General features: G+C 45.4%; 13 protein-coding genes. 9 read left to right on the plus strand and 4 right to left on the minus strand.

Annotated elements, in window-relative coordinates:
• Positions 1 to 86: 86 nt before the first annotated feature.
• Entirely contained in the window at positions 87 to 1,631 is a 1,545-nt protein-coding gene (locus QYF49_RS00380) for a phosphodiester glycosidase family protein (RefSeq protein ID WP_290397661.1), read from the plus strand.
• Positions 1,632 to 1,692: 61 nt separating this feature from the next.
• On the opposite strand, the gene QYF49_RS00385 is transcribed toward QYF49_RS00380, so the two are convergent.
• Entirely contained in the window at positions 1,693 to 1,971 is a 279-nt protein-coding gene (locus QYF49_RS00385; protein ID WP_290397662.1) for an alpha/beta-type small acid-soluble spore protein, read from the minus strand.
• A 291-nt stretch (positions 1,972 to 2,262) separates the two neighbouring features.
• On the opposite strand from QYF49_RS00385, the gene msrA reads away from it, so the two are divergent.
• Positions 2,263 to 3,237, plus strand: a complete 975-nt coding sequence (gene msrA, locus QYF49_RS00390; protein WP_290397663.1) for a peptide-methionine (S)-S-oxide reductase MsrA — start codon at positions 2,263 to 2,265, stop codon at positions 3,235 to 3,237.
• A gap of 105 nt (positions 3,238 to 3,342) precedes the next feature.
• Positions 3,343 to 4,389: a type 2 isopentenyl-diphosphate Delta-isomerase gene (gene fni / locus QYF49_RS00395; RefSeq protein ID WP_290397664.1), complete on the plus strand. Its 1,047-nt coding sequence runs from the start codon at positions 3,343 to 3,345 to the stop codon at positions 4,387 to 4,389.
• On the opposite strand, the gene QYF49_RS00400 is transcribed toward fni, so the two are convergent.
• A complete protein-coding gene (locus QYF49_RS00400; RefSeq protein ID WP_290397665.1) occupies positions 4,379 to 4,978 on the minus strand; it encodes a DUF3298 and DUF4163 domain-containing protein in 600 nt (199 codons plus the stop codon). The two genes, fni and QYF49_RS00400, sit on opposite strands and share 11 nt — an antisense overlap.
• Before the next feature lie 173 nt (positions 4,979 to 5,151).
• Here QYF49_RS00400 and QYF49_RS00405 point away from each other — a divergent pair, with 173 nt between their 5' ends.
• The 6 genes from QYF49_RS00405 (at position 5,152) to QYF49_RS00430 (ending at position 9,877) form a co-directional block, all read left to right on the plus strand.
• Positions 5,152 to 6,120 carry a GNAT family N-acetyltransferase gene (locus tag QYF49_RS00405; RefSeq protein WP_290397666.1) on the plus strand — a complete coding sequence of 323 codons (969 nt, stop codon included), beginning with the start codon at positions 5,152 to 5,154 and terminating at the stop codon, positions 6,118 to 6,120.
• Between the two features lie 17 nt (positions 6,121 to 6,137).
• Positions 6,138 to 6,581, plus strand: coding sequence for a GNAT family N-acetyltransferase (locus QYF49_RS00410; RefSeq protein ID WP_290397667.1), 444 nt, complete (start codon positions 6,138 to 6,140; stop codon positions 6,579 to 6,581).
• Between the two features lie 93 nt (positions 6,582 to 6,674).
• Positions 6,675 to 7,643 carry a YbgA family protein gene (locus QYF49_RS00415; RefSeq protein ID WP_290397668.1) on the plus strand — a complete coding sequence of 323 codons (969 nt, stop codon included), beginning with the start codon at positions 6,675 to 6,677 and terminating at the stop codon, positions 7,641 to 7,643.
• A 75-nt stretch (positions 7,644 to 7,718) separates the two neighbouring features.
• Positions 7,719 to 8,213: a Crp/Fnr family transcriptional regulator gene (locus QYF49_RS00420; protein ID WP_290397669.1), complete on the plus strand. Its 495-nt coding sequence runs from the start codon at positions 7,719 to 7,721 to the stop codon at positions 8,211 to 8,213.
• A 102-nt stretch (positions 8,214 to 8,315) separates the two neighbouring features.
• Positions 8,316 to 8,816 (plus strand): hypothetical protein, encoded by a 501-nt coding sequence (locus tag QYF49_RS00425; RefSeq protein WP_290397670.1) that lies wholly within the window; start codon positions 8,316 to 8,318, stop codon positions 8,814 to 8,816.
• A 65-nt stretch (positions 8,817 to 8,881) separates the two neighbouring features.
• Positions 8,882 to 9,877, plus strand: coding sequence for an HD domain-containing protein (locus QYF49_RS00430; protein ID WP_290399004.1), 996 nt, complete (start codon positions 8,882 to 8,884; stop codon positions 9,875 to 9,877).
• On the opposite strand, the gene QYF49_RS00435 is transcribed toward QYF49_RS00430, so the two are convergent.
• Both QYF49_RS00435 and ald read right to left on the minus strand, forming a co-directional pair.
• Positions 9,878 to 10,573, minus strand: a complete 696-nt coding sequence (locus QYF49_RS00435) for a queuosine precursor transporter (RefSeq protein ID WP_290397671.1) — start codon at positions 10,571 to 10,573, stop codon at positions 9,878 to 9,880.
• Between the two features lie 394 nt (positions 10,574 to 10,967).
• Positions 10,968 to 12,101 carry an alanine dehydrogenase gene (gene ald / locus QYF49_RS00440; RefSeq protein WP_290397672.1) on the minus strand — a complete coding sequence of 378 codons (1,134 nt, stop codon included), beginning with the start codon at positions 12,099 to 12,101 and terminating at the stop codon, positions 10,968 to 10,970.
• Positions 12,102 to 12,209: the final 108 nt, after the last annotated feature.

A 12,209-nucleotide genomic window follows, 5' to 3' on the forward strand; every position in this document is an offset into this window, starting at 1 on the left:
TTACAACTTCTATAAATGGCTGTAACTCCATTCACATATAGATAGGTTATCGTTGCTTTGAAACTAAGAGAAGTGGAGGTATAGCGTTGAAACATAAATCAATTTTTTCCTCTTGTATCCAGGCATTCATGGTTATATCAGTGATAAGCCTAATGAATCCTGGCTACGAGGCACATGCAGAGGATCATTTTTCCAAGCCAAAAATCAAGCATACGGAACAGCTGCAGAAGGGCCTCGCATACACCCATGCTGTTTATGGGGAAAACGATCCAAATCCGGGATATATGGTGGATGCTGCCTTTACCAAAACAAAAAAAGAAGCAGATGAGCTTCTGAAAGAACTCATCGGAAAGGGTTATGCCGCATCAATAAAAACGTTGGCCGAACGGGCGCAGGATGATCCTTTGCGCGGGAGCCCGCTCGGATATCTTGTTCGTACCGGTCCTTTTCAAAAGGAAACGGAAGCAAAATCAGAGCAAAAGAAGCTGGTTTCTTCAGGCTATAGTAAAGCGAAGGTCGTGTATCAACCTGAAGATGGAGAAAAGGCTTCCGGGCCATGGACAGTTCGTGTCCTTGAGATATTCCCTGAAAAATGGACGGGACAAATGATACCTTCCTTAGGGAGCGGCATTGTGCCAGGCAGAGAAAAATTGAGCGGGATGGCTTCAAAAAAGAAAGCCGTTGCCGGTATTAATGGAGGATACTTTGTCATGGGTCCTCAAGATGGAACCGAAGGCGATTTGGCTGGAGTTTCTGTCATTAATGGGGAGCTGATCAGCGAGGCGGTAAAGGGAAGAACGAGCCTGCTTATCGGAAAGGACAATAGGTCGGCAATTTCCTCGGTACGTACAAGGTTAACGGTAAAAGGAACGGATGGCATGAAAGCACAACTGGACGGTTTAAACAGGGATCCAGGACGCATCCGTGGGTGCGGAGGCCTTGGTGATCTTGAGACCACACTGCCTAAACATGATTTTACGTGCACAGATAAGGACGAACTGATTCAATATAATTCAATCTTCGGTAAAAAAGCTCCAGAAGGTCCGGGAGCTGAAGCGGTGACGGATCGTACCGGAAAGGTATTGGCTGTTCATAAATCAAGGGGCAGTGATATTCCGTTCGGAGGCTCTGTTGTTGCAGGAACGGGCAAATCTGCAGCTTGGCTTCTGGAACATGCTGTCACCGGAAGAAAGCTTCGTATAGAAAAAATGGTGTTTGCTGGTCACAGATACATTCCTGCTTATAAAAAAATGGGCATCATCAATGGAGGCCCTCAATTGTTGAAGGACGGAAAGATTGATATAGATGCTGCAAAAGAAGGGTTTCATCAGCCCGACGATCCTGAATTCTACTATCGTTTTGGTGAACGGCGGCATCCAAGAACGATTGCAGGCATAAAGCCAAATGGGAATGTCCTGCTCGTCACGGTTGATGGAAGAAGCCCTGGATACAGCATCGGAATGAATTTTGATGAAGAAGCTCAACTCATGAAATCACTGGGTGCTGTCGATGCTGTAAACTTGGATGGCGGCGGATCGACAGGCATGGTCATCAAAAGCCGGCTCGTTACCGATCCATCCGATGCAACAGGTGAACGGCCGATTGGTGATGGAATTTTACTCGTCCCTTGATGTTAATGTTAAAAAAAGGCTGGACGCGTGGCAGTTGATTGATTGCCGTGCGCCAGCCCTTTTAATGCTGTTTATTAAGATGCTGCTTCGCCTGCCGGATCAGCTCACTGACCATCCGGCCACCGATCTGTCCGCCAACGGTTCCTGTCTGTTTGGCGGTAAGCTGGCCGTTATAATCCTTCTGAAGAGGAACATTAACATCCTTCGCCACCTCAAACTTAACGTTGTCAGGCTTTGACGGGTCCACCTGATAGCCCACCTCTCTCATCACCTGGGCCTTTAATTGATCAAGTGCTTCCCTCGCTTCTGGCACTAGCGGCCTTCGACTTCTTCTACCCATTATTTTCCCTCCGTTTTCGTCGTTCTTACAGTTAGGTTGCCCATTAAGTGCAAGTTAAACCGCTGGAAGGGAGGGCAGGGAGAAGGTTCGATATGTTATTGGGCTGCGGGGAAGAGGTTCCTTGCGAAAACGGATGGTTTATTTGCGGTGATCACTTGTAAAACACATCATTTTCATAAAACAGCACTTCAGCTTTTCAAACTGAGCATTATTTTTTTATTAAGTGCCATACTTGTTTTATGATAGGAAGAATAGAACATTAAGACTTTCAAAAGAATGGGAGTGAGGTCTTTGAATACTCAGCATAACAATCAGCAGCTTGCGACTTTTGCGGGAGGGTGTTTCTGGTGCATGGTTTCCCCGTTTGAAGAAATGCCGGGGATCCTAAGTGTGGTATCCGGCTATACCGGCGGGCATACGGAAAATCCGACCTATGAGGAAGTGTGTTCTGATACAACAGGGCACTATGAAGCGGTGCAAATTACATTTGATCCTGAATTGTTTTCGTATAAAAAATTATTGCAGCTTTTCTGGCAGCAAATCGATCCGACGGATCCTGGCGGACAATTTTATGATCGCGGCGATTCATACCGCACCGCTATTTTTTATCATAATGAAGAGCAAAAAGAATGGGCAGAGGCTTCTAAACAGGAGTTAGCCGAAAGCGGACGCTTTCAGAAACCCATTGTTACGGAGATTCTGCCAGCCTCTGTGTTTTATCCAGCTGAAGAGTACCATCAGGATTATCATAAGAAAAATCCGGCTCATTACAAGCGCTATCGTACCGGATCTGGCCGTGAGGATTTCATTACCAGCCATTGGCAGTCCAAGCCTCACAAGAATGAGCTGAAGCAAAGGTTAACACCGATCCAATATGAAGTCACACAAAATGACGCAACAGAGCCGCCGTTTCAAAATCCGTTCTGGGATCATAAAGAAGAAGGCATCTATGTTGATATTGTTTCTGGAGAGCCTCTGTTCAGTTCTCTTGACAAATTTGATTCCAGCTGCGGATGGCCGAGCTTTACGAAGCCCGTACGCCAAGCGGGAGTCAAGGAGAAGACGGATTTGAGCCACTTCATGGTTCGTACGGAAGTGAGAAGCAGCGGTGCCGACTCTCATCTTGGCCATGTGTTTAATGATGGCCCCAAAGAGGCAGGCGGACTGCGCTACTGCATCAATTCTGCGGCATTACGGTTTGTTCCAATAGAAGACCTTGAAAAAGAAGGTTATGGCGAGTACTGTGCCCTTTTTGAAAAAAAGTAAATGAAGCCATATAGAACAGGCGGCCACACTGCCTGTTTTCTTTTGTTCTTTTAGGTTTTGGGGAAGCCTAGGAAGACGCATGTGTTCAGATAGGAGGGTGAATGTGTGAGTCACGATTATCATAATACGGAAAAACGGAAAAACGAGCACATTGAAATTGCCTTAAACAAGGATGTCACTGGAAATAACATAACCACCGGCTTTGAGAACTACAGATTTAAGCATAATGCACTTCCCGAAATCAACTTCACCGACATCGACCTGAGTTCTGTTTTTCTGGGAAAACCGATAAAGGCACCCTTTTTGATCAGTTCGATGACAGGCGGAACAATGCAAGCGTATGAAATCAATAAAGCGCTCGCTCTGGCTGCAGAGGCACATGGCTGGGCCATCGGTTTAGGGTCAATGCGGGCAGCGATCGAGAACGAGGGCACCGCATACTCATTTCGGATCCGAAAATATGCTCCCTCAGCACCGATCATCGCTAACCTCGGAGCCGTTCAGCTGAATTATGGATATGGAATAAAAGAATGCAGGAGAGCGGTGGAGATTGCAGAGGCAGACGGGCTTGTCCTGCACCTTAACGGCTTGCAGGAAATATTCCAGCCGGAAGGAGACGTCAATTTCTCGAACCTATTGAAAAAAATTGAAGACGCAGCGAAAAACATGCCTGTCCCCCTTGGTGTGAAAGAAGTTGGAATGGGCATCGACAGAGAAACCGCCCAAAAATTAATCGATGCAGGCGTGCAGTTTATTGATGTTGCAGGAGCGGGAGGAACCTCGTGGATACAAGTGGAAAAGTATCGATCGAAGGACCGGATGAGAGAGCGGGCTGCAGAGGCTTTTCAGGATTGGGGATATTCAACGGCAGAAGCTCTCCTTGATGTTAGAAATTATTCAGCAGATGTTCCCTTAATCGCAAGCGGCGGGCTGAATAACGGCGTTGATGCTGCAAAAGCACTGTCACTTGGGGCAAACCTGGCGGGATTCGGACGCACCCTATTACGTGAAGCTGTCGACGATGAACAAGCTATACACTTGAGGCTGAACCAGATTGAGTTTGAGCTGCGTACGGCTATGTTTGGGATTGGGGCGGTATCGCTGGCCGAACTCGCATCAACCACACGCTTAAAAAAGACCATCATCGGATGAGCACTTCTGGTTTGAGGATAGCTGCTATCGTGTTATAGGGAATCGTAAACTCCGGAATTCCCACGTAGTAAGGTGTATATTCATAGCTTTGATAATAGATGACGAGGCCTGATTTGGTTAAATAAAAGCCATCCGTGTCTTTTACACTTTGATACGGCTGAATAAGGGGAAACTGATATTCTTTAAACTGTTTTTTGATGAGAGGGCTAATTCTGGTCTTATAATAGCTTCCTTTCTTAAACAGATCTCCCAGCTCATAAATCACACCGGTTTTGACGTTCATCGTAATGGACGCTTGGAGTGTCAGCCCGTGGGCCGCATTTGTCCAGTAAGCATAATTGGTGAACACAATACTCAGCCATTCGTCTTGATTGAGCTTCACCTCAAATAAACCAGACATCTCCTCTAAATCCTTGCGTTTGATTCCATTCTCAGCCATAAGGCTGAATACCTTATCCTCTATAGCTTTGTTCAGCTTAATCTGCGTCTCGGTTTCGGAGAGCCCTATGATTTGCGGATATTGCACCGTCGCTTTTTTCTTTTGGTATTGCTGAATCAACAGATTCGTATAGGATCGGGCATCATTCAAAGGTACTCACCTCATACTTGTTGGTATTTAAAGATGGCCGGGATGCATACCCGTACAGTTCAATGTATACATCGTTCGCATAAAAGGTGATTAGAAGCTGTAAGAGAGGAAACCCCAGAACCAATTTGAGCCTGCTTAACCTGTAGGTCATCATCATAAAGAGATTTTTATGGATGCCAAAAAATATGCTTTTAATGCTGGCGGATAGGGAACATTCAAGCAGACGTAAAAAACAGGTATTTTCTTCTTTTTATCGAACCCTAATGGAGGGAGAGCGAATCAATGGAAAGCTTGGCGGTGAAAAAATGGAGCTGGAGCAATTCAGGGAAATCAAAGACTTTTACAGGAGTACTGAGGCTTTTTTGATGCAGCATGAAGCAGCGGCGGAATGGATGACGTCCAGCTGCCTTGCTCAACTTGAGATCAAAGCATCAAGGAACAACCCGCCTTTTTTATGCTGTATTCGAAAGGGCGGCGAAGTGATATTTGCGGCTTTTATGAACCCGCCGCGCCCTTTGTTCATTTTTGGCAAAGAAGAGGCACTTGCCCTGCTGATCCATAAAATGATCGAGCAGGATTGGGGAATTTCAAAGCTTATTGCACCATCAAATCTTGGACGTGCTTTTGCTGAAATATGGCTGAGAGAGACCGGGAGCACGCACCGTGTTTCCATGGGAATGAAGCTGTACCGGTTGAAGCAGATCACTGATTTTACCCCCTCGCTCGGAAGAATGCGTCAGGCAGATCGTGAAGACAGTGTACTGGCAGGAAGATGGCTGTATGAAATGGCCAGCGAGACCCGTGCCCTGATGACGGAGAGGGAAGCGCTGGAGGACGCGCGGCAAAAGATTCAGGATAAGAGAATCTATTTTTGGGAGTGCGGCCAGCCAGTCAGTATGGCGGCGGTTACAAGGCCAACGCCGCAAGGGATGACGGTCAATATGGTATATACTCCGCCAGAACATCGGAGGAAAGGGTTTGCCAAATCCTGTGTGGCTGATCTTAGCAGGAAGATCCTGCAATCAGGCAAAAAGTTCTGTACGATCTACACCGATGAAACGAACTCCTCTTCAAATAAAATTTACCGTGAAATCGGCTATGAGGAGATAGGGGGATATTCGGAGCTGTCTTTTAATCAGTGATGAAAAGGAGAATGGAAATGTCAGTACATATTCGAACGGCGAAACAGGAAGATGCAGCACAGCTGCGCATACTCATGCTGGAGTATATCGTCGATTTCTACAAAAGCCCTAAGCCAGAAGACCGAAAGCTGGATGAGCTGATCTGCGTGCTTTTAAAAAGAGAGAGAGGGATTCAGTTTGTCGCAGAACAAGAGGGAGAGCTTAAAGGCTTTGCCACCCTCTATTTTACATACAGTACGACAAGAGCTGCCGAGATCACCGTGATGAACGATTTGTATGTGGCAGAGGACAGCCGGGGCACAACTGCAGCTCAAGGGCTGTTTCATGCCTGTAAAGCATATACCGAACAGAACGGTTACGCGTCGATGCTTTGGGAAACGGCCGAGGACAACAGAAGGGCACAGCGCTTTTACGAGAAAATGGGCGGTAAGCGAGGAAACTTCCTTACCTATTCGATCTAACTTTTAGCGAACAGTACCTCCTTCTATTTTCAGAATGAGGTTTTTTTGATTGGGACACAATGCTCTTATGAGATTCGTAAAAGGAGAATTGCCATGGAGTCGTTCGCGAAGCCAAAGCTGGTCGTCAGCCAGTGTATAGAATTTGATCATTGCCGTTATAATGGGGATTTGATCCATCATCCAACGATCCGCAAATTAATGAACCATGTGGATTTCCTGCCGGTTTGTCCAGAGGTCGAGATCGGCCTTGGAACACCGAGAGAAACGATCAGGATCGTCCTTCAGAATGGTGAGCAGCGTCTCGTGCAGCCGAAAACGAACAGAGATGTAACCGGCGACATGGAGAAGTTCTCAGTTGACTATCTGCATTCACTTCCGCACATCGATGGCTTTATTTTAAAAAGCAGATCCCCTTCCTGTGGGCTAAAGGAGGTAAAGCTGTACACCTCAACAGAAAAGGGGCCGGCAATTGGTTCAAGCAGCGGTCTTTTTGGCGGTAAAGTGCTGAAGATCTATCCTCATTTAGCGGTCGAGGATGAAGGGCGCCTTAATAACTTTCTCATCAGAGAGCGTTTCTTCACCAAAATTTTTTTACTGGCTGCATACAGGGAACTGAAAAGAGAAAGATCAGTACAGAAGCTCACGGACTTTCATAATAAAAATAAATACTTGTTCCTTGCCTACAGCCGGCCGACGCAAAAATTGCTCACACGTATATTAAAGAATAAAGAGAATTACCCTGCTGATGTACTATTCATGCTGTATGAAAAAGCGCTTCGCCGTCTGTTTTTAAGAACCGCACGCTATGATTCCAGCATTAATGCAGCAAAGGAAATGGCAAAAGCCTTTGACAAGGATCTGAACGAAAAAGAAAAGTTATACTTTCTGGAGCTCACAGAAAAAGTAGCGGAAAAAAAAGAGCCGTTTTCCAGTGTAATGGCACTGCTCAAGTCCTGGGCCTGCCGATTCGATGATGAAGAGCTGCTTCGGCAAAGCTGGTTTGAGCCGTATCCCGGAGACTTGCTCGAAATATCGGATTCTGGAAAAGGAAGAGATTATTAATCATTGTGTCAGCTTTTTTCAACCTTTGTCGTCATGTTATAGTGGAGTGAGACTTGTGCAAAGAGGTGGAACACCGTGTTTTTACATAAAGGGGAAGTATTGTTTCGTCAGGGAGAAAGCGGTCCGCTCTATGAACTTAAGAGCGGGCTTCTTAAAGTCGTTCGAGTGCATGAAGATGGAACCGGTTCTCCGCTGAATTTAATTGTGCCGGGTGAAGTCATCCCGCACCATTCGCTGATCAGCCAAAAGGATTATCATGGAACTGCTGTTGCCCTGCTTCCTGCAGAAGTAAAAGTTATCCCTGAAAAAGAATGGTACGGCGATCTCTCAGAGAACCCGGAAAAATACAGAGAGGTAGCGCTGCTTCTGCAGACCAAACTGCGGATGATGCAGCAGCGCATCGACCAGCTGACCGCTGTTGCCACAAAAGACCGAGTGGTTCTGCTGCAAAACTGGTTTCGTCAATATTTTCCTGATATGTCGGTGAAAGACGTGCTGACACAGGAAGAGATCGGCCAGTTTGTCGGCCTTCGGCGTGAAACAGTCAATCGAGTGCTTCGTCATCTGTAAGTTTGCCATTTATGGGATATTTCACATAATGTTTTTCCTATATTTTCTTGTGAGCTGGCTCACACTAATGATGTATCACCAATCAAAGGAGGAATAAACAACATGAAACGTGTGATGATTTTAGCCAAATCCCTCTGTCTGAGCATCGTGCTGTTCTCGGGAGTACATGCCAGCGCAGAAGGAAACACCGGCAATCAGCCAAAACAGCACATGCATAGAAATCACATGTGGAAAGAGCTTGCCCCATATAAAGACAAACTTCATGAGAAAAACCGGCTCAAAATACAGTACTACGAACTAAAGCAGGAAGCACTGTTAAAAAAAGATACAATCCTCAGACTGCACTCTGAGGGTGCCTGGCATCAAAATCCGAAAATGCAGGTGCACCATCAGAAGATGAAAAAGATCTGCCGAGAGATGAAGGGTCTTCGGGATAAGGCCAAGGCGGAAAAGAAAAATCTAAAGGCAGCAATGAAAGCGAAAGACAAAGTAAAAATCGAGACCCACTTTGATCAGATGCTCCTTATTCAAAAGCAGGTCAATCAAAAGCTTGGCGAAAGAAATGCAGTGCTGGACTCCATGATTAAAGAAATAAAAAAATAAGCACCCAATGAGACAGGGGAATTTCCTGTCTCTTGTTGTATGGTAGAGGTAAAAAGGGAGAAGGTATGCTGGCGGTGAACCAACGGTATAGAGACGATCTTTACGGTGAATATAAGCTCGAAAAAGTGCTGTGTGAACTGATTGAATCCGGCCCCGTCCAAAGGCTGAAAGGAGTCAGACAGGGGGGAGCCTGCTATCTTGTCAATCCAGAGTGGAACGTTACCCGCTATGAGCACTCACTCGGGGTTATGCTGCTCATCAGAAGGCTGGGAGGCTCCACGGAGGAACAGATTACAGGACTTCTACATGATGTGTCCCACACGGCATTTTCTCATCTCATCGATTATGTATTGGAGAAAAAGGAAGAAGATTACCACGAGGAAATATTCAAGGGAACCATCGATTCGTCAGTGATTCCTGATATCCTGCAAAAATATGGGTACAGCAAAGAAATCCTGCATCAAAGTGATTATTTCATATTGGAGCAGCCCCTGCCCGATCTCTGTGCCGATCGGTTGGATTATACATTAAGAGATATGTACACGTACGGCGTCATATCTTACGAGGAAGTACAGGAGTTTCTCCAATCTCTTACGGTAAAGGAAGATAGGCTTTTTATTGAATCGATTGAAAAGGCAACTTGGTTTGTTGAGACCTATTATAAGGAAGTGATCGATTTCTTCCTTCATCCTCTGAATGTATACAGCTGCGATGAATTAACGTCAATATTGAGATTGGCTCTGAAAGAAAATATCGTGTCTCTGTCTGACTTTTCAATGGACGATGACGGTCTCCTCGCGAAACTAAAAGCTAGCAAGCATCCTTTCATACGACAGGGCATCAAGGAACTGTTGAATCATTCAGTTCAGGTTGAAGAAAATGAAAACGACTATGATATACATAGAAAAAGCAAACTCCGCTTGATCGATCCGCTTGTCATGCATAAAGGCAGCTTGCACCGAGCTTCAACCGTTTCGGAAACGATACAGGAGCTTAACAGAGCTGCACTACAAAAAGCGATGAAAGGTGTGTATCTTAAAGTTAAAAAAAGCGAAGCCTGATCAGGCTTCGCTTTTTGTTTCCTCCTTAAATTTAAAGCTTCTTGCAATATAAATCACCGGCGTTGATGCTGCTGAAACAATAAATTTGAGCAAATAGGTGGTGATGAAAATCTCTAACCAGACGTTCCATTCATAAACTCCAGCAAAGGCGATCGTGCAAAACACCAGAGAATCAATCATCTGACTCAGAAGTGTGCTTCCATTGTTCCGAATCCAAAGCTGTCCGTATCCAGGAAAGGCTTTTTTCAGCATGGAAAACAGCTTGACGTCAATAAACTGGCTGATCAGATAGGCAGCAAGACTCGCAGCAGCCAGCCTTGGCATCAATCCAAACAGAGCCTCCATTGGTTTTTGTGCGAAATCACTTTGAGCGGGTTCAAACAGCAGTACCATCTGCATGATCACCGTCGTCATGATCAGCGTAAAAAAGCCAAACCAAACCGCTTTCTTTGCTTCTTTCTGTCCGTATTTTTCATTCAATAAGTCAGTAGAAAGGTATATTGTGGAATACATAGTATTACCAAGTGTCATCACAAGGCCGAACATCTCAATTGTTTTTACCACTTGGATGTTAGCCAGGATGGTAGCTGCTCCAACCCATACATATAACCCATTACGGCCAAACAGGCGGTAACAGATTAAGAATAAAATAAAGTTCACGGCAGCAAATAAAATGCCATAGTAAACGTTAAACACGTCTTTAACCTCCTAGTTTTGATACTGCGGGAGTTCTCGAACCGCGCGGTGTATTCAATTTTTCACAAAGGTCAATTATAGGAGAAAGAGGAAAAGAAAGCAATAAAGGCGAAGTTCGACAAATTATTTACCGGGAAATAAAGAAAAAGCGGAAGTATCCTGTTTAGGTCCGGCAAGCGTTGGAGGCTTTGAGCATAAAACACACTTTGTTTTCTGCTCAAAGGCGAAACGACCAAGGACGAATTGGTGTTTTTATTTCGTCATCCGAAGACCTATGCTGAAAACAAGAACCATGTTTTCGAGCCTGGAAGCTGGACTTACTACTTTGAGCAGACATAGAAAAAAGCACCCTCTCCTCTTGAAAAGAGAGAAAAGTGCTTTTGATTTTTACCGATTAGATGGTTTGAAGCGTTTTTTCAAGAGCTGTGTCAGCAGAAACATACTCATAACCAAGATCCTTAGCTACTGCTTCATACGTGATATGTCCGCCAGCAACATTAAGACCCAATTTCAATGCAGGGTTAGAAAGCACTGCTGCTTTAACCCCTTTGTTCGCAATTTGAAGAGCAAAAGGAACCGTTGCGTTCGTTAATGCGATGGTGGATGTGCGAGGTACCGCACCAGGCATGTTGGCTACCGCGTAATGAAGTACTCCGTGTTTTTCGTAAGTCGGATTGTCATGTGTTGTAATGTGGTCAACCGTTTCAAAAATACCGCCTTGGTCGATCGCCACATCAACAATGACAGATCCTGGTGTCATGGATTTAATCATTTCTTCTGTAACAAGCTTAGGTGCTTTAGCACCAGGGATAAGAACAGCACCGATGACAAGATCAGACTCAGCTACAGCTTCTGCGATGTTCATTGGGCTGGACATAAGCGTTTGAACGCTTTTGCCGAAGATGTCTTCCAATTGGCGAAGACGGTCTGGGCTTAAATCGATGATCGTAACATCAGCACCAAGGCCAGCGGCTACTTTTGCAGCGTTTGTTCCTACAACACCGCCGCCGATCACTGTAACTTTACCGCGCTTCACTCCAGGAACTCCGCCAAGAAGGATACCTTTTCCTCCTTTTGGCTTTTCAAGGAATTGAGCACCGATCTGTGCAGACATGCGTCCAGCTACTTCACTCATTGGAGTCAAAAGTGGGAGCGTGCGGTTTTGCTCAACCGTTTCATAAGCTATTGCCGTTACTCCGCTCTCTGTAAGAGCTGCTGCCAATTCAGGCTCGGCTGCAAGGTGAAGATAGGTGAAAAGAATCAAACCAGAACGGAAGTATTTGTATTCAGAAGCAAGAGGCTCTTTAACCTTCATGATCATGTCGGCTTTTGCCCAAACATCTGCCGCACTATCGATCATTGCTGCACCGGCTGCCGCGTAATCTTCGTTAAGGAAGCCGCTTCCTTCTCCAGCGTTTGTTTCCACTAATACTTCATGCCCAGCTTTTATTAAAGCTACAACACCTGCAGGCGTCAAAGCTACACGGTTCTCGTTGTTCTTAATCTCTCTAGGTACACCAATAATCATTGCATAACCTCCTGGCGCCAAAATGATGGCGTTTTCATTATTACTGTGCCTACAGTATAATCCTTTCCTATCTGAATTTCTTTGTGAGGAAAAGAGAAAAAAAAGAAG

Source organism: Fictibacillus terranigra (assembly GCF_030412265.1).
Lineage (GTDB): Bacteria > Bacillota > Bacilli > Bacillales > Fictibacillaceae > Fictibacillus_C > Fictibacillus_C terrinigri.

Coding starts and splice junctions, on each gene's coding strand:
- QYF49_RS00385 (WP_290397662.1), bottom strand. CDS start 1,971: ATGGGTAGAAGAAGTCGAAGGCCGCTAGTGCCAGAAGCGAGGGAAGCA.
- QYF49_RS00405 (WP_290397666.1), top strand. CDS start 5,152: ATGCCAAAAAATATGCTTTTAATGCTGGCGGATAGGGAACATTCAAGC.
- QYF49_RS00410 (WP_290397667.1), top strand. CDS start 6,138: ATGTCAGTACATATTCGAACGGCGAAACAGGAAGATGCAGCACAGCTG.
- QYF49_RS00415 (WP_290397668.1), top strand. CDS start 6,675: ATGGAGTCGTTCGCGAAGCCAAAGCTGGTCGTCAGCCAGTGTATAGAA.
- QYF49_RS00425 (WP_290397670.1), top strand. CDS start 8,316: ATGAAACGTGTGATGATTTTAGCCAAATCCCTCTGTCTGAGCATCGTG.
- QYF49_RS00430 (WP_290399004.1), top strand. CDS start 8,882: ATGCTGGCGGTGAACCAACGGTATAGAGACGATCTTTACGGTGAATAT.
- ald (WP_290397672.1), bottom strand. CDS start 12,101: ATGATTATTGGTGTACCTAGAGAGATTAAGAACAACGAGAACCGTGTA.